We start from the raw sequence: 16,274 nt of genomic DNA on the forward strand, positions 1-16,274 counted from the left end.
TTAGGTGCGACCCGCAAGGGCGAGAAGGCAATGGCAGGGCAGCGTAAAAACCCAACCACGGGCGCTGTCACTGTCCTAAAACCCACCAACCGCCAGACGCCGAAGAGGGCAGGGGGCGCAGTGGTAACCAATCCCCGAAAGTCTGGAACGCCTGTTGGGAGTGGGAGCCGGGTGGCTGCACCTGGAACAAAATCCTCACTGCGTGGAGTCATGCGAGACGCTTTTTTTAAAAGCCGATCGTAGGGGCTCCCACGCCAGTGGGAGCCCTCAAGAGCGTCGCGCAGCCATCCTTATGTGCCGCCTATGGGCGGCCCTAGACTGGCGTCAGCCATCATTGCTCTGGCTCTTTGCTCTCCCGGGTTACAACCCGCTTTGGATCTTTCCCAGCGAGTGGGGGTCCCCCTTTAGGGGGTCGAGCTGGTGAGTGCGCAGCGCTCATGCTCTTGGCTTTTTACCTTCTTTTACCTCTTACTCTGGGTATTACCCTTCTATTGGCTTTCCTATTCTGAGAGCCATAGGTAAAGGCATAGGAAAGCCAATAGATAAACCCATAGGAAACGGCATAGAACCAACAGCAAAGCGCCGTCCCCCCTGCGGGGCTCCGTGGCCGTCCCTGCGGGAACGCCCAAACCTTCCGGGGGAGCGCCCCGTAAGGCTTTCAGGGTTCCGACTCGCTGCGCGAGCCTCCACCCTCTTTCCTCCCCTGCGCCCTGGACGGGCTTGTCTCGAAAATTCACCCTTGTGCGCGCCCGGCAAAGCCGGACCAACCTGCATTCTGCTATTGCGCGACGTCTCGTTGCGGTCCTCTGTCCCTTTCTCGACTGCTTCATCGCGAATCCAGGTTGGTCCGGTTTCACCTGACGCGCACGCAAGCGGTGCGGCTTGATGCTTCGCACCCTGGTTTCGCCCTGGACGGGCTGCACCAGGGCAGAACGGAAAATTTGGCCTGGGGGCCATTTTTCCTAACCCCCCTCGTGGGCTCGTGTGATTTCTGTCCAGCTGTTTTCCGCCGTCTTCGACGTCGGTTTATCAGAGCGGCTTTTGGCCGCTCTGGGTGCGCTACCATGCGATTTTCGCCTGGGAGCAACCTCATGCAGCGTTTAGCAAAACCTTCGGACTACGTCCTGCAAGAAGTACTAGGTCAACAGATGTATCTGATTCCCTGGGAGCCGCGGATGTGCCCGGGAAATCCTGCGGATGATCCCGAATTAGGCGCTCAGCTTTATAACGAATTTGCCTGTGCTGCTGCCCAGGGCGTTACCCAGCGATCACCAGCCGAAAAGACAGCTGACATCATTGATTGGGCCATAACAACGCCTGGAGAAGCTGCGCGCAGCTTGGCTGCTGACCTTGCGGCTACGTACTTGGGCAAGCATCAGTTTCGAATGGAAGATTTGGAGCAATGGGACGAAGAAACCAAGGACTATCGATCGCACCTGATTTTTCACAATGATGATATCGAAGGAATCTCGGCCCAGACGGTCATGGGTTTACGGGGCAGAGCGGAGAAATGCTAGGAGCGGCTACACCGCTTTTGGGGTTCTAAAGGCCGTATTTTTACAGAAAACCGTAAAAAACCTTGGTGAAACGACGATTTTTCTAGGTTTCCACACGATTTCTTATATATTTATACGTATATATTTATCTCTAATCAGGAGCCCGTATGCCTACCGCATCTATCGATCTCGTCAAGCGCAGCAATGCTAAGCTTTTGAGTCGTTCCGAAGCCGTTGTAGCGTCTCGTTCCTCCAGCTTGACTCAGGACATGCTGAATTCTTTCTTCAAGAAGGCTTTTTTGCGTCTTCAGAAGTAATCAAGGACGCGTTTCAAGGAGCAGATTTTGACCGAAACATCTGCTCCTCCTGCAGCTGCATCTCCAGCGCCTTCAGTGTCATCCCCCGCCTCTGCAAATGATGCTCACGTCGAAAACAACGTTTTTGACAGCATGGTCCAGTCTGACGACGATTTTCTAGGTCTACTTTCCTACTCACTTTATAAGCGTCATAAGATCGAGTGGTTACGTACCGATAGGGAAAACTCAGCCCTTGAGTTTAAAAAGGTTGCTTGTACACCGGCCCAGATGTCGATGTACCGGTCTAAAGCCGAAAAGCTTTCTATGGGATTTATCGATATCAGCATGGCGGAGCTGGGCGAGAAAATGCGCACGGATATTCAAAAAGAGGAGCTAGTGGTAGCTATCTCTAAATGCAACCCTAGTTTTTTAGAGAAGCTAGGCCACCATATCCTTGGTGGTCTAGCTTCTGCTTTAGTAGCCCTTACACTCCTTGGTTTCTATAGCCTCTATGCTAATTGGGAGAGTGTTGGGGGGGTCGAAGGAGCTGCAAAAGCTTTAGTCAAAGCCCCTGCTACAGCTTCGAAAACAGAGCCCGTAGCAGCTAAAGATACCTCGGCGCCATAAGCTACAAGCAGTCGATACACGCATGAAAACAACCTTTTTAGCGGCTCAGATTTTCGCGTCCGCGAAAATCTGAGCCGTAAGTGTTGCTACTAGCAACACTGCGCATAACGGGACATTCGTTAAATCGCCCCCCACAGAAAAGCCCACCCCGGTGGGCTTTTTTGCGTCCGCTGGATTCCAGAACCCCATAGTCTGGTCTACCATTTACTCCGCTCATGGTCAGAGCAAAGCGAATTCAGGGAGAACTGCGTGTCGTTACCCATCACCGCTCGGCAACTGAATGCCCTGCGCGCACTGCAACGCACTGATCCCAATCTGGGCGAACTGGCCACCGCTATTGCACTGGCGTTTGACCCTACGACCATCGAGAACCCACAGATGGCCCGATTGATTCTGGAGACGACGTGCCGCCGCATTGTCGCCGGTCAGCCCGGCAGTCACGAAACGATGATCAAGCACCTGGAGAACTTCGGTGCGTTGAACTGTTTGTCACCCGCACAAGTGGCTGACTTTACAGACCGCATCAGGAAGCACGCCTAACCATGCCTCAAGGTATCCAAGAAGAAACACTGCGCGCCATGCTCGATGCCGGGGCTGTGCGTGAAGTACTGGCCAGCCGGCAGGACGATAAATGGGGTTTGGCGATTCGCCTGGGCGGCGCAGGCAGTCGCTGGCTGCCGGTGCGCTCGCGCCGTGAGGCGCTGCGCACCTGGGCCAGCTTGACGGCGGTTGGGCGTTTTGCCGAAAGCCTCGGCGTGAAGGTCTTTGCCGTCGAACTGTAGGATTTATGTCAGTCATCCAGGGCGCTGAACAGACTTGACCAGGTGACGGGCTCCTGAGGCTTTGACGAGGTGTCCGCGGCAGATTTTGGCTCGGGCTTGTGTTCAATAAGCCGAAGAGATTCGCGCAGCTCCCGTATTTCTTCCCGTAGTAAACGTACTTCCTCAATTAGGGGCTGTAGGCCGTCCATTTCAGGCGTAGGGGAAGTGTAGGGCAGTGGTGTCGGGTCAACTGTAGGGCGGTGTAGGGTAAGCCCCTGTGGTTCACCATAGACACGGATCATTTCAGACAGGTCGATAACCTTCTGGCCTTTACCGTCCAGCCCAGCAGTGACGCGGCCTTTAGCCACGGCCTCATGCAGTGTCGAACGATGCAATCCGTAGAGATTTGCCATGCGGCCAATGGTTAATTTTGCCATGTAGGGCAGTGTCGGGTTCTGTCTGTAGGGTGCCCTACAGTCTACCGTTCAATAAGCCGACAAACTAACGCGGTCCGATGGACCTTGTTAGCTGCCCCGCAGCTTGGCAGCAGAGCTGCCTAAGCCACGCGACAGCTCGCTTAAAAGGCAGGGTTTGCACTGCGCCGTTAAAGGCAATATCTTTGGGCATCAGTTACATAGCTTCAAAACGAAAAAACCCTGCCAAGGCAGGGTTTCATTCGGGCTGACAGGTGCTTGCAACACCTTCAGCCAAGGTCTCGGGGAATCTCTGCTTTAGCGGGCGGGATACGAGACCTGGTAAGCCAATTCTGTCGAGAAAACTCTCGCCTGTCTAGCTTCCAGCCTCCCCCGACACCTCTTCCCGACGCTTGGAATCAAGATGCTTTGGGCCCGGGAACGTAATAGCTGCCGATCAAGGGGATCTCTTCACGGCAGCCGGTATAGCCGGTTAGGTGCGACCCGCAAGGGCGAGAAGGCAATGGCAGGGCAGCGTAAAAACCCAACCACGGGCGCTGTCACTGTCCTAAAACCCACCAACCGCCAGACGCCGAAGAGGGCAGGGGGCGCAGTGGTAAACAATCCCCGAAAGTCTGGAACGCCTGTTGGGAGTGGGAGCCGGGTGGTCGCACCTGGAACAAAATCCTCACTGCGTGGAGTCATGCGAGACGCTTTTTTTAAAAGCCGATCGTAGGGGCTCCCACGCCAGTGGGAGCCATCAAGTGCGTCGCGCAGCCATCATTATTGCCGCCAGTGGGCGGCCTTAGACTGGCGTCAGCCATCATTGCTCGTGCTCTTGTCTCTCAGGGTTATTACCCGCTTTGGATCTTTCCCAGCGAGTGGGGGTCCCCCTTTAGGGGGTCGAGCTGGTGAGCGCGTAGCGCGAATGCTCTTGGCTTTTTGCCCTTTTGTACCTTTTCACCTTTATACCTCTCCTATTGGCGTTCTATTGCTGAAGCAATAGCCAACGCAATAGAACGACCAATAGAACGCCACATAGATAATCCAAGACAAAAGCAGAGCAACAGCGCGCCATCCCTACGGTCTGTCGTGGCCGCCCTGCGGGACGCCCAAACCTTCCGGGGGAGCGCCCCGTCAGGCTTTCAGGGTTCCGACTCGCTGCGCGAGCCTCCACCCTCTTTCCTCCCCTGCGCCCTGGACGGGCTTGTCTCGAAAATTCACCCGCGTGCGCGCCCGGCAAAGCCGGACCAACCTGCATTCTCCAATTGCGCGACGTCTCGTTGCGGTCCTTTGTCCCTTTCTCTACTGCTACATCGCGAATCCAGGTTGGTCCGGTTTCACCTGACGCGCACGCAAGCGGTGCGGCCGGATGCTTCGCACCCTGATTCCGCCCTGAACGGGCTGCACCAGGGCAGAACGGAAAAATTCGGACTGGGGTCCATTTTTTCTCACCCCCCTCGTTGGCTCGGGTGATGTCTGTCCAGCTGTTTCCGCCGTCTTCGACGACGGTTTATCAGAGCGGCTAAGGCCGCTCTGGACGCGTTACCATGCGATTTTCGCTTGGGAGCAAACCTCATGCAGCGCTTAGCTAAACCTTCGGACTACGTCCGACAAGATATTCTCGGCCAATCGACCTATGTGCTTCCTTGGGAGCAGCGGCTGTGCCCGGGAAATCCTACGGATGATCCTGCGCTTGGCGCTAAGCTTTACAACGAGTTTGCCTGTGCTGCCGCTCAGGGTGTCATGCCGCGCTCATCAGCCGAACAGATGGCCGACATCGTTGATTGGGTCATAGCTACCCCTGGCGAAGCCGCGCGCTGTTTGGCTGCTGATCTCGCAGCGACATACCAGGGCAAGCATCAGTTTCGAATGGAAGATTTGGAGCTATGGGACGAGGAAACCAAGCCGCACCGAGCGCACCTGATTTTTCATAACGAGGATATTCGTGACTTGTCTGCTTCACGGGTGATGGCTTTGCGTGAGCGCCTAGCCTGCTGACTGAGCTCAAATTTTAGCCGCTAAAATTTGAGCCATGCAAACCAGTAATTTGTTAAATACCAGTCGTTGATGGACTGGTGGTGGCGATCCTGCTAGTCAGCTCAATGTTGTCAGAACAAAGCATGTCGGACTGATCTATTAGATCGTTTTGCTCATTCTCCAGGACGGCAATCTTCGTGGGATTTGGTGCGGAGGCGGCTTGTTCTTGATCAATCAAGGAGTCCAGTTCGGAGATCTGCATCAGCAGACGGCTACGGGCTACATCGTAGTTGGCCCATTTTCTGACAAAAGTCATAGCGGTAGCTCCAATGAGGTCTGGTTAAACCGAGCACGCACCTGTTTGGAGCCAAATCATGAAAAATGATTGATTAATGGCTATTTGGCGTCTCACCGGTACATCAAATACGTATTAAAAACGTATTAAAAGCGTATGAAGGGCTTATTTTTTTCGAGGAGAAAAGAAGCTAGTGCAGGATAGGCATCCGCGCCTCGTTTGTGCCACAAACTGCTGCTAATAGGACATTCATTAAATGCGATCCCTACAAAAATAAGCCTCATATTTGCCTCCTATACCTATGTGATACAATGAATACATGTATTACATAGGAGGCTACAGCATGGCGACTTCCATTCGGCTGGCGCCCGAAACTGAGCAGCGCCTCGATTTCTTGGCGAGCAGTACCGGGCGTACCAAAGCGTATTACTTGCGTGAAATCATCGACCACGGCCTTACCGACTTGGAGGATTACTACCTCGCGGCGGAAGTCCTGGAGCGGGTTCGTAAAGGCCAAGAGGTCGTACACTCAGCTGCGGACGTAAGGAAGTCTCTTGGTCTGGACGATTGATTACACCGACACGGCCAAGACTCAGTTGCGCAAGTTGGATAAGCAGGCAGCCAAGCGCATCCTCGATTTTATGGATGAGCGGGTGGTTGGCCGTGATGATCCGCGCAGTACGGGCAAAGCCCTGACCGGCCCATTGGGTGGTTTGTGGCGTTATCGCGTCGGCGATTTTCGGGTGATCTGCGACATCCAAGATGGCGCCTTGCGGATTCTGGTGGTGCAGTTGGGCAACCGCCGTGAGGTATACCGGTAGTGAAGTAACTCACAAACAGAAAGGAACCCCCTCAATGCCTACGACCAACAACGACCTACCCAACCTAGCCAGTGACGATCCGTTGCAGCCTTTGATAATGGAGAGCTTGCGCAGCTTGATACTCGAAAGATCGGGGCCAATTACTTGGGAGGTTGGTGATACTTGGGTGGTGTACGACGGCGGAGAGTGGAGGATAGGGGCTGATGAATGGGCGACGCAGGATCAGGTCCGCGAGTTGATCGTCGCAACTGGCGGGGTGGTCAAGTTGAGAGACTACGCATAACACCGTTATCGTTAAATTTCCGTACAACTCCCACCAAGCGGCAGGTTTTCTGGTGACCATAAGACCAACACTATTAGCCGTCCTGCTTGAGGAGATTCAAGACCCAATGCAGCGCTGCCCTCAGGGCTTCACGTGCTAGCAGCTCTACCAACCATTGTGCTGCGGTTTTGAGACGTACCTTGTTCATGTATTCACCTCCATTAGTTCTTACTACTAAGGGAGACATAAGCAGCAGGACGTCACCGACAGCGCGCAATATGTAGGGCTAATTGATAAAAACGGTCGTACCGAGTCCTTATGAAAGCCCCCCTTACCGGGACTTGGTTCATGGCACTATCCAATGACTGGCCATTGGCTACACTCGGCCATCACCTACAAGGAGTCGTACCGATGGCGATTGAAGGCACCAAAGCACTGAAGACTGTCAGAAATGAGGCTCAGGCACAGGAACTGATAAACGAAGGCTGGTTGCTGCTGGGTCTGTTCGACCGCCAGGACGGTACTGACCAGTACGTGGAGTACCACTTGGGTTTTCCTAAAGAAGCCACGAAAGGTCAAGCCGGTGTATTTCTGCCAAAACGGATGCGATCGGATGGCTAAGGTTGAGTTCCAATAACGCCGCTTATGTTCAATCGTCACAAATAAAAAAGCCCGGTCTAAGCGGGCTTGGTTGTCTATCAGCGGCACCAGGGCAATTTAAAATCAGCAACCCTGAGCCTGAGCTTGGTGGACTCTTACCGCTGAAGCGCCTTGGCCGCCGCGATGCCACTAGGGGTCAGCACTCCCGAATACATTGGTCTGGACATGATATTGCCCGCGACCATTCGAGTAATACGAAAGCAACCAAACCCCTTGGCCCAAAGCTGCTCGAAAACATCAGCATTTGCTTCGATAAAAGCGCTATCTGGACGCTTTCCCTGCTCATGCATCGTCAGGAGCGTGGACAGCATGGAGTTGAATTCTGAATGGCCCGTCATAGCGAACGTCCTTGTGAAATTCGACCACCATTATTTCGGCTGATCTCATCCCGCATTCGCTTTGGCAGAAAAACTCCATACTGGGGTTGCTCTGCGGACAGGGTGGGCGTTTCGAGCACAGCCAAAACTCGACCTGGAGAAGGTTGAGTAATCGAATGGTCGTCAATGAGTGGGGCGGAAAAATCGAAACTAAATTGCTCTGTAATCGCCATCGTGTATTTCCTCGTTTATAAAGGCTTGATTATACCACAACCCATAATTATCTTAATTTGTCAATATTTTTTATCGTGCAAATTAATAAGGCTCACCATATTTTTTGAGACTGAGTAATCTTGTCTCATGCGCGAAAGACAGTGGTGTGGTCGCGACCGCCAAACACATAACCGACTCCCGGCAGGCTATGGTTGGTCAGCTCTTTGGACTGGGCCATGGCCACCATGGTGTTCATCAAGTGGTCAGTGTATGCAGCAAGTTCTTGTAGTCCTCGCGGGTATCCGTGTCGGACTCCTCAAGGTCATTTGGTTCAACCAAACGGATGCAAGAAATACAGCTATCAGACCGTGGAGCCTCCAAAATAACGGTGCACACCATTAAGTCCTGAAGCACTACAACCGACTGGCGTCGGGCATAACAACTTCGGGACGTAGGAAGAAGGCTGTTGCTGCCGCTTCCATTGCCGCACTAATCCTAAGTTATGCGACACACGCGCATCGTCAGGTTCTGAGGGCTTTCGTCTGTCGCATAAGTCAGTCGCAGGTGCTAGATTACCTGCAACGACTAATGCGACAGGTGTCCCCATGGAAAATGCAGGACAGCAGATTGGCTACGCTCGGGTTTCGACGCAAGGTCAGGAGCTGGAGCAGCAACGGATCGCTTTAGGGCAAAACGGTTGTCAGCGGATTTTTGAAGAGAAGGTCAGTGGGGCCAAGCAAGACCGCCCCGAACTTAGTCGGCTGCTCGATCACCTTCGCCCTGGTGATGTACTGACTGTGACGCGGTTGGATCGCTTGGCCAGGTCAACCACCGACCTGCTCCACATTGCAGAACGACTCAAAACCTTAGGTGCAGGTCTGCGTTCGCTTGCTGAGCCTTGGGCCGATACGACGTCTCCAGCTGGGCGTATGGTGTTAACGATCTTCGCCGGCATTGCTGACTTTGAGCGATCCCTCATTGGTGAGCGCACCAGTGCTGGCCGTGCTGCTGCCAAAGCTAAAGGCGTTCGATTCGGCCCAAAACCTGTTTTAACCCCAGAACAGATCGCCCATGCACGACAGCTGATCGACGGGGGGCAATCGGTTTCCGAAGTTGCACGGCTCCTAGGCGTTCATCGAGCCACGCTATACCGCGCACTGCCTCAATAGGTAGAACGGGAGAGACAGGATGAACAGCACGGATTCGGTACCGCGATTTATTGAGCCGGGCGACGACCAGGACGAGTGCCTGGCGCTGCCGCTCTACGTCACCCGCCAAGTCGATGACGAGACCCGGCGCGCTCAGGAGGCGCGCAAGCGGCTGTTGGCGGCTGCTGTACTGCAGTAGCAGAGGACCGACGCCTTAAACAACGGCTGAGCGTATGCAAAACAACCCCAAAAGAACGGTAGAAAAAGGCACGAGAACGGAAAAAGAACAGCAGGCGCAACGGATTAAGTCGGCTGAATAGGCGGGCAAGATAGGTGAAGTAGGCCTACCGGCCCACTTCACAGCTTGTCCATTCGCCTGCGGCTCAATGGAAAGTTTCGCGGGCGCGAAATGGTTACTTGGCCATTTGGGCACCAGTTGTATAACAAGTGCTATACAAAATTCTCCAGGTTTTGTGGGCTAAATCATTTGTTTTGTATCACAACTGTATAGCGTCAAAGAATTATTAGTTTTTAATAAATTTTTGAAAAATAAAGGTTTTTTCCATCGCCTGAGGTGCGTGATGTGTATTGAGATTTTGACCCTGTTAAGGGGGAAAATCTGGCTCTTCAAAGGGCGTAAAAATCATTCAGGTCGAAGACCGTGGCCAGTCGATGGCAGGTAAGGTGCAAAAGAGGTGCAGGGTGGGTGCAGGGTGGGTGCAGACCAGGTGCAAAACGGGTATAGAGCTGGTGTAAAGAGAGGCGGAAAGGGTGCAAAAAAAGCCATCGATCTACGATCCAGGGGCGGCGTTAACCAATCCAGAAACCAGGGCCGTGTTTATTGCGGATGCTTTAGCGACCGGCCATGCCGCTCATATTGTGGCCTCCATAGGTGTGGCTATCAGCGCATTTGGGGCGGCCAAAATGGCGAGTCTGACCGGGATCACCGTGGCAGATCTGGAGCAGCTCTTTGGTACCCATGGCGATCCGGACCTTTATCGCTTGATGAAAGTGCTACACGTGCTGGGGGTCAGTTTATCCGTGACTGCAAGAACGCAGTGACGCGTCACGTGACGGCACAAAACCATGCGCGACCCTTATATTGAGCTACACTGTGGCCCAATATAGGAGGACTACCCATGTCCACAAATGCTGTCGTTCGTGCTCGTATCGATGAGCACATCAAAGAAGAAGCCGCTGCAGTACTTGCGACAATGGGCTTAACGGTTAGCGATGCTTTCCGCATGATGATGACCCGTATAGCGCAGGAAAAGGCGCTGCCATTCGAGCCGTTGGTGCCCAACGCCAAAACCGTTGCCGCGATGAAAGAAGCGCGGCGCGGAAAGCTGCAAAAGTTCGCCACCATTGATGATCTGATGGCGGATTTGCATGCGGACGATTGAGAGAACCAGTCAGTTCAAGCGAGATTTTAAGCGAGAGGCCAAGGGGCCGCATCGAGCTGACTTGGAGCCGGGCGGCCTGTTCATCAAGATTGTCACTGCCCTGATGAATGACAAACCGCTGCCGGAAAAACATCGGGATCATGCTCTGACTGGTAACTGGAAAGACCATCGGGATTGCCATATCAAACCGGATTGGCTGCTGATCTACTGCAAGCCCGACGATGAGCGCTTGCAGCTTGTGCGACTCGGATCACACAGCGAGCTGAGCCTATGACCAGCCAGGCTAAAGAGTGTGACGCGTCATATGACGGTAGAGCACCATGCGTCACACCATAGATGAAGCCGCGTCACTGATCGGCAGAACGCGCCGGTCCATATACCGGGCAATGACCGAAGGCCGTATATCATATGGCTTAGAGTCCGATGGACGTCGCTATATCGACACCGCGGAGTTACTGCGTGTGTACGGTGCTTTCGAGCCAGCGTCACAGAGCGTCACAGTGGAAATGTCACACGGCGTCACAGTGACTGGCGACCTCGGGGAGATCATCGCCAGGGCGGTGGCAAAGGCCGTCGCTGAAGCGGTGGAGCCATTGCGGCAAGAGATCGAGAAGCTACGCCTTGATAATGCTGAGCAACGCCTTATTGAGCACAACCCTGAGCCTCAACCTGAAAAAGCGCCAACCCCGGGAAAGCCAAAATTACCCGGGCCTGCCAAGTCTTTTTCCGATCTACTGGCCGGACTGGCCGATTAGTCTCGACGGTGACGATCTAAACCCAGTCCGACCCACGTACATCAATCCAGTCATTCAGCCAGTGCCAAGGTGATCTGGTTGAGTCTGGCATGTGCTGCTTCCCAGCTCTCACCAGGACGAGCGCGTTTGGCAACCTCAGCGTCTGTCAGCTTGCCAAGCTTTTGCTTCACCGGCACGGATGTTGGTTCTGGTTTGATGGCAAAGATCAGATGGGTGACGGTGCGTCCGGTCTTGCGCTGTGTGTAGCTCACACGAATATCGCTGTATTCGTTGATTTGTGCCACGGCTGTATCTAGGACTCGCTTTTTAAAGTCCTTAATTGCCTTGTATTCGTTGGTAAGGCCGAGACTTTCGCGCAGATTAGCGAGTGCCAACTCGCGTTTTCCGATTGTGAGGTACTGCACCAGTAGCTCGTAGAGCCGTACAGCGTGAACGCTCGACATGCCACTGATTTTCTCCAAACGGTATGACGTGAACTCGGACTCGAGACGTGTGATGTAGGGGATCACCCGAGGGGCGAACGTCAACTGAATTCGGCCTGTTCCGTCGATGTAAGCCTTGTCGCTGATCCATCGGGTTGTGACAGTACGGTCCTTACCGGTGTCCGGATCGGTGTCATAGATCGTCACCGAGCGGTCGAACAGGTCGCCCATAGCTTCTTTAAGTTGTCCGTAAACCTTGGTTTCGTTGGTCCCGAATGCCTGAGCGAAATCGCTCGCTGCAATCGTGACTGGCTTATCTGGCGAAAGGCCCAGCTGTTCGTCGCGACTACGACTGATGGCAAACAGGATGATTTGTTGTTCGACCAGGTTGAGCCGGTAGCTAGCTTCGACAAGCCGGTTAGATTTGACAACAACTTCGCTTTTCTCAGCCATCAGTAGTCCTCGTGGGGAGATCCACCATAGCATAAAAAGGACTATTTAATACAAGTCCCTTAATACCGCAAATCTGTCCCTTTATGACCGCAAATCTGTCCCTTTATGACCGCAAATCTGTCCCTTTATGGAGGCTGTATGCCACGTAATACGTGGCATACAGCCCGACTAAAAGCTTTTAAAAGCATTAAAAGCATTAAAAGCATTAGTCCGAGTTACCCACAGCCATTTTTCCCTCACATAACGAACAAGGAATGAATAAGCGCCGAGCTTGCGGATTTCATGACTATTCGGACACTTTAAGGCAGGCAGCGACGCAGGATTTATCACTATCACTGACCTCTTTTCTCGAAGCAAAGAGATCTTCGTGGCGCGTATATGACAACAAATCCCTCCCTTTATGAACACTACAGGCCACATAACATAAGGCGTCTAGACGACCTCAAAGGTTTAAAAAGGGAAAAGTAAAAAGCGCGGCTCTGCCGGGGCACCCCTACGGGGTTCCCCCACTTCGTGGCTCCCCCTCCGGTAATAATGCCCAGCCTGCCGGCTGGAGACTTTGTTTATGCGCTCCAAGGAGCGCTGTGACGCCTCTGCTAGCAAGGATCATCCAAACGCCTGCTGCGGGCTCACAGACGACAAAGGCGAGTAATCAGGGGATAACAGCGAGCCGGATTTCAGTGTCGTCCTGATAAAGTGATGTTGCTATTAATCTTGTCTGTGCAAGCATTCGCTCTGGATCTGATTCCAGGGAGTGGGGCCCCCCTCAGGGGGTCGAGCTGGGTGAGCGCGTAGCGCGAATGCTCTGGGATTCTGTCTTTTTGTACCTTTGCCTTTTTGTACTTCCTGAATCGCCCCAGCTTTCCTAGACACTCTCCAAGCTCTGGAAATAGCGCTTTTCAAACTCCACTGGCGATAGCTGCATAGCGCTGCTGTGCCGGCGCTTGGGGTTATAGAACATCTCGATGTAATCGAACACATCACTGCGGGCTTCTTCGCGGGTTCCGTAGGTTTTCCGTCGGATGCGTTCCCGCTTCAGCAACTGGAAAAAGCTTTCCGCGACCGCGTTGTCGTGACAGTTACCGCGTCGACTCATGCTGCTGATCAGGTTGTTGGCCTTGAGGAAACTCTGCCAGTCCGAGCTGCTGAACTGGCTGCCCTGGTCGGAATGGATCATCACTTCCTGCTTGGGCTTGCGCCGCCACACAGCCATCAGCAACGCATCAATGGCCAGGTCGCTGCACATCCGAGGCTTCATCGACCAGCCGATCACTTGGCGAGAAAACAGATCCAGAACCACTGCCAAGTACAACCAGCCCTCATACGTGCGGATGTAAGTGATGTCGGTGACCCAGACCTTGTTCGGTTCACTGACATTGAACTGCCGCTCTAGACGGTTGGGCGAGGCCACTGGCGGCTTGCCACCGTAGTACCCGGGGCGCCGGCGATAACCGGTCTGCGAGCGCAGCCCCTCTCTCCTCATCAGGCGAGCCACACGGTGCCGGCCACAGGGCTCGCCCAGCTCACGCAGGTCGTCGTGGATCTTGCGGTAGCCGTAGACCCCGCCGCTTTCCAACCAGGCATGCTTGATCAATCCGAGCAGGCGTTGATCTTCCTTGGCGCGTACCGATTCCGGCTCGACCAGCCAGGCGTAGTAACCGCTGGGATGCACCTTGAGGGTCTGGCAGAGACGCCGCACCGGGTACCCCACCGACAGTTTGCTGATGAAGGCGTACTTCAGCCTGACTCCTTGGCAAAGTACGCGGCGGCCTTTTTTAGAATGTCTCGCTCTTCGGTCACCCGCTTGAGTTCAGCACGCAGACGACGAAGCTCCGCCTGCTGATCATCTTCTTGCTTACGCTGGGCTTCTGGCTTGCTGTAGCGCTTGATCCACGCATACAGGCTGTGCGCAGACATGCCCAAACGGGCCGCTACATCGGCAACAGGCAGGCCGCGCTCAGTCACTTGCCGGACCGCTTCGATCTTGAATTCTTCGGGGAAACGCTGGTTGCTCATGGCACCTCCTAGTAGGCCTCATTATGAGGCTTGGAGGTCTCTAGGGAATCCGGGGCTATTCAATGTCGTCCAGCCGCTCGATCTTGCGTGAGTTCGCCATGATCGTTTCTGCAGCCGACCGAAGCGCTTCAGGGTCGTTGTCGCTGCTGATGTCCGAACGCATCGCAATCGTGACTTCAGCTACGGCATGCATCACCTGTTCTGCGTCATTGCCGTTCAACTGGCCATCCTCAAGTCCATCAACAAGCAGATCAAGAACGCGTCGGAACGCTTCGACAACTGGCGCGCTGCCGACAACGGCAAGCTTGTGGCTGATGACCCTGAGTTCATCAATGAGCGCAAAATCATGACGTTCACGCTCCACGATTTCAGCAACCTTTTCGATGACGCGCATATATGTGTCATGCTTTTGTTGAAAAAGAAGAACTTGCCCTTCTTTTCTTAACTCAAGCTCAGTCTGGCGATTGAGGAGCACAGCTGTCAGATAGATAGTGGCAGCTGCACCCAGGAACACTAGGATCATCTCTTGGGCAAAAGGAAAGTTTTCACCAACAAAGTATAAGCCGCGGTAGGCTGCGTAACCTACGCCCACTAAAACAATGGAAATTACCAGGTAGGCGACGTCCCTGCCGCGAAAGCTCGTCTTTACCGGTGGCTTCATGGGTTGGCCTTTCTTAATCATGGCTGTCGTTGCCTAGCGAACGGGTGTCAGGGGCAGGTTCGGTCTCCTTTTCGGGCCGCAAGAGAATAGGGGTTGGTCCAGAGCCAAATACATTGAACCCATCCCGCAGACAGCGCTCGAAAATCGTTTCATCCCAGTTCGAGAAATCTCTTTCCACTTCATATGTATATTTTGGCCGTGTCATTGGGCACCAGCCGGAGCTTCGATCCGAAAGGCAGGGGCTTTTCCATCCTTGTCCTGGCCGGCATAAAGCGTCAGATGCGGATAAGGGATTTCGATGCCAAGTTCGTCGAAGCGCTGTTTTATCCTGTGCAGATATTCGCGCCGGATTGACCATTGCTCACCTGGCAAGACCTTGAGGCGAAGACGCAGGATAACCGAAGAGTCACCCAACGTTTCGACCCCAAAGACCTCTGGCTCGGCTAATATTCTCGTTGACCAGGTTGTTTCCGAAGCTAGCTCACGGGCGACACTCTCCATAACGTTCAATGCCTCCTGAAGGTTTTCGCGATAGGCGACACCGACATCGATTACGGCCATCGAATAGTCCGTTGTCTTATTTGTCAGATTGGTGATGGCTCCGTTGGGCACATAGACCACGTCACCATTGAGTTGACGCAGGCGCACATAGCGCAACGTCATCTCTTCGACTTGGCCTGCCACACCGCCAATATCCACGATATCCCCGATGCGGAGTTGCCCTTCCAGCAACAAGACCAAACCCGAAAAATAGTCTTTTATCAGGCTCTGCGCAGCAAACCCCACTGCGATGCCGCTTACCCCCGCAGTCGTCAGGATCGGTGCCACAGAAATGCCAAGGATTGAGAGGGAAATGGTCACGGCCAAGGCCCACACGACCAGCCGACTGACGAAACGGATCAGACGAAGAGATGTTTCAATGCGTTTGACCTCATCTGCAGATCTCTTGGAAGTGCGGGTTCTTTTGCTGATGCGTGTGATGGCCCGCGAAAGCACTGCGGACACGAGCCACGCCACGGTCATGACGAGCACAATCTGTGCAACTGTTTGGGAAACGGAAATAAGGCCGGATAGGAGCTCTGCCTGTGTGACCTGCAAATTCAAAAAATGCATTTATATGCACTCCCTATTATTCTGGGGTAAGCGGATTGATCTTGCCCAGCAACCGTGGACACAGTTTCAAGCACTCATCCGGGCCTCGTAGGCTTGCGGGCTGATGTGCCCCAGCGTGCTATGTCGCCGCTGGCGGTTATAGTCGGTTTCGATGTATTCAAA

At 53.8% G+C, this 16,274-nt stretch carries 24 protein-coding genes and 1 pseudogene; 16 read left to right on the forward strand and 9 right to left on the reverse strand.

Annotation, left to right across the window (positions count from 1 at the left end):
* Positions 1-1,091 precede the first annotated feature (1,091 nt).
* The 5 genes from ACI7MX_RS22535 (at position 1,092) to ACI7MX_RS22555 (ending at position 3,201) form a co-directional block, all read left to right on the forward strand.
* The gene (locus tag ACI7MX_RS22535; protein WP_271351393.1) at positions 1,092-1,517 is read left to right on the forward strand and encodes a hypothetical protein; all 426 of its coding nucleotides are present in this window, start codon (positions 1,092-1,094) and stop codon (positions 1,515-1,517) included.
* A 146-nt stretch (positions 1,518-1,663) separates the two neighbouring features.
* A complete protein-coding gene (locus tag ACI7MX_RS22540; protein ID WP_271351392.1) occupies positions 1,664-1,813 on the forward strand; it encodes a hypothetical protein in 150 nt (49 codons plus the stop codon).
* 27 nt (positions 1,814-1,840) lie between these two features.
* A complete protein-coding gene (locus ACI7MX_RS22545; protein ID WP_271351391.1) occupies positions 1,841-2,419 on the forward strand; it encodes a hypothetical protein in 579 nt (192 codons plus the stop codon).
* A gap of 249 nt (positions 2,420-2,668) precedes the next feature.
* Positions 2,669-2,959, forward strand: a complete 291-nt coding sequence (locus ACI7MX_RS22550; protein WP_271351390.1) for a hypothetical protein — start codon at positions 2,669-2,671, stop codon at positions 2,957-2,959.
* 2 nt (positions 2,960-2,961) lie between these two features.
* Positions 2,962-3,201, forward strand: a complete 240-nt coding sequence (locus ACI7MX_RS22555; RefSeq protein WP_271351388.1) for a hypothetical protein — start codon at positions 2,962-2,964, stop codon at positions 3,199-3,201.
* 8 nt (positions 3,202-3,209) lie between these two features.
* Here the strand turns inward: ACI7MX_RS22555 and ACI7MX_RS22560 are convergent, their stop codons facing one another.
* Positions 3,210-3,617: an entry exclusion protein 1 gene (locus ACI7MX_RS22560; protein ID WP_271351387.1), complete on the reverse strand. Its 408-nt coding sequence runs from the start codon at positions 3,615-3,617 to the stop codon at positions 3,210-3,212.
* Positions 3,618-5,171: 1,554 nt separating this feature from the next.
* Here ACI7MX_RS22560 and ACI7MX_RS22565 point away from each other — a divergent pair.
* Complete coding sequence (locus ACI7MX_RS22565) at positions 5,172-5,594, forward strand: hypothetical protein (RefSeq protein ID WP_073510843.1); 423 nt, start codon at positions 5,172-5,174, stop codon at positions 5,592-5,594.
* A 52-nt stretch (positions 5,595-5,646) separates the two neighbouring features.
* Here ACI7MX_RS22565 and ACI7MX_RS22570 read toward each other — a convergent pair whose 3' ends face one another.
* Positions 5,647-5,889, reverse strand: a complete 243-nt coding sequence (locus ACI7MX_RS22570; RefSeq protein ID WP_073510841.1) for a hypothetical protein — start codon at positions 5,887-5,889, stop codon at positions 5,647-5,649.
* A gap of 322 nt (positions 5,890-6,211) precedes the next feature.
* On the opposite strand from ACI7MX_RS22570, the gene ACI7MX_RS22575 reads away from it, so the two are divergent.
* From ACI7MX_RS22575 to ACI7MX_RS22590, 4 genes are all read left to right on the forward strand, one after another.
* Entirely contained in the window at positions 6,212-6,439 is a 228-nt protein-coding gene (locus ACI7MX_RS22575; protein ID WP_073510839.1) for a CopG family transcriptional regulator, read from the forward strand.
* On the forward strand, positions 6,423-6,689 hold the full coding sequence (locus ACI7MX_RS22580; RefSeq protein ID WP_073510837.1) for a type II toxin-antitoxin system RelE/ParE family toxin: 267 nt from the start codon (positions 6,423-6,425) through the stop codon (positions 6,687-6,689). The genes ACI7MX_RS22575 and ACI7MX_RS22580 overlap by 17 nt, the downstream gene beginning before the upstream one ends.
* A 34-nt stretch (positions 6,690-6,723) precedes the next feature.
* The gene (locus ACI7MX_RS22585) at positions 6,724-6,972 is read left to right on the forward strand and encodes a hypothetical protein (protein WP_405591924.1); all 249 of its coding nucleotides are present in this window, start codon (positions 6,724-6,726) and stop codon (positions 6,970-6,972) included.
* 327 nt (positions 6,973-7,299) lie between these two features.
* Positions 7,300-7,572: a hypothetical protein gene (locus ACI7MX_RS22590; RefSeq protein ID WP_228389645.1), complete on the forward strand. Its 273-nt coding sequence runs from the start codon at positions 7,300-7,302 to the stop codon at positions 7,570-7,572.
* Between the two features lie 134 nt (positions 7,573-7,706).
* Here ACI7MX_RS22590 and ACI7MX_RS22595 read toward each other — a convergent pair whose 3' ends face one another.
* Positions 7,707-7,949: a hypothetical protein gene (locus ACI7MX_RS22595; protein WP_095008861.1), complete on the reverse strand. Its 243-nt coding sequence runs from the start codon at positions 7,947-7,949 to the stop codon at positions 7,707-7,709.
* Positions 7,950-8,289: 340 nt separating this feature from the next.
* Positions 8,290-8,385, reverse strand: a pseudogene (locus tag ACI7MX_RS22600) (helix-turn-helix domain-containing protein); the annotation flags it as partial.
* A gap of 361 nt (positions 8,386-8,746) precedes the next feature.
* Here ACI7MX_RS22600 and ACI7MX_RS22605 point away from each other — a divergent pair.
* The 6 genes from ACI7MX_RS22605 (at position 8,747) to ACI7MX_RS22630 (ending at position 11,447) form a co-directional block, all read left to right on the forward strand.
* Positions 8,747-9,310, forward strand: coding sequence for a recombinase family protein (locus ACI7MX_RS22605; protein WP_024265240.1), 564 nt, complete (start codon positions 8,747-8,749; stop codon positions 9,308-9,310).
* Between the two features lie 19 nt (positions 9,311-9,329).
* A complete protein-coding gene (locus tag ACI7MX_RS22610) occupies positions 9,330-9,488 on the forward strand; it encodes a hypothetical protein (RefSeq protein ID WP_024265239.1) in 159 nt (52 codons plus the stop codon).
* Positions 9,489-10,060: 572 nt separating this feature from the next.
* On the forward strand, positions 10,061-10,351 hold the full coding sequence (locus ACI7MX_RS22615) for a DNA-binding protein (protein ID WP_024265238.1): 291 nt from the start codon (positions 10,061-10,063) through the stop codon (positions 10,349-10,351).
* 77 nt (positions 10,352-10,428) lie between these two features.
* On the forward strand, positions 10,429-10,692 hold the full coding sequence (locus ACI7MX_RS22620; RefSeq protein WP_024265237.1) for a type II toxin-antitoxin system RelB/DinJ family antitoxin: 264 nt from the start codon (positions 10,429-10,431) through the stop codon (positions 10,690-10,692).
* Positions 10,679-10,966 (forward strand): type II toxin-antitoxin system YafQ family toxin, encoded by a 288-nt coding sequence (locus tag ACI7MX_RS22625; RefSeq protein ID WP_024265236.1) that lies wholly within the window; start codon positions 10,679-10,681, stop codon positions 10,964-10,966. Before ACI7MX_RS22620 ends, ACI7MX_RS22625 begins: the two co-directional genes overlap by 14 nt.
* A gap of 46 nt (positions 10,967-11,012) precedes the next feature.
* Positions 11,013-11,447: a hypothetical protein gene (locus tag ACI7MX_RS22630; RefSeq protein ID WP_024265235.1), complete on the forward strand. Its 435-nt coding sequence runs from the start codon at positions 11,013-11,015 to the stop codon at positions 11,445-11,447.
* A 50-nt stretch (positions 11,448-11,497) separates the two neighbouring features.
* Here ACI7MX_RS22630 and repM read toward each other — a convergent pair whose 3' ends face one another.
* The 5 genes from repM to ACI7MX_RS22655 all read right to left on the reverse strand — a co-directional run.
* Positions 11,498-12,322 (reverse strand): replication initiation protein RepM, encoded by an 825-nt coding sequence (repM, locus tag ACI7MX_RS22635; RefSeq protein ID WP_024265234.1) that lies wholly within the window; start codon positions 12,320-12,322, stop codon positions 11,498-11,500.
* Between the two features lie 865 nt (positions 12,323-13,187).
* A protein-coding gene (locus ACI7MX_RS22640; RefSeq protein ID WP_094995315.1) for an IS3 family transposase occupies positions 13,188-14,338 on the reverse strand; the annotation gives its coding sequence in 2 pieces (ribosomal slippage) (positions 13,188-14,101 and positions 14,101-14,338; 1,152 coding nt in all).
* Positions 14,339-14,393: 55 nt separating this feature from the next.
* Positions 14,394-15,020: a hypothetical protein gene (locus tag ACI7MX_RS22645; protein WP_095008860.1), complete on the reverse strand. Its 627-nt coding sequence runs from the start codon at positions 15,018-15,020 to the stop codon at positions 14,394-14,396.
* Positions 15,021-15,200: 180 nt separating this feature from the next.
* A complete protein-coding gene (locus tag ACI7MX_RS22650) occupies positions 15,201-16,112 on the reverse strand; it encodes a mechanosensitive ion channel family protein (RefSeq protein ID WP_000545589.1) in 912 nt (303 codons plus the stop codon).
* Positions 16,113-16,178: 66 nt separating this feature from the next.
* On the reverse strand, positions 16,179-16,274 hold a 96-nt coding region (locus ACI7MX_RS22655), incomplete at its 5' end, for an IS3 family transposase (protein ID WP_338152414.1).

It is taken from the genome of Pseudomonas sp. 2024-210 (assembly GCF_045062345.1).
Lineage (GTDB): Bacteria > Pseudomonadota > Gammaproteobacteria > Pseudomonadales > Pseudomonadaceae > Aquipseudomonas.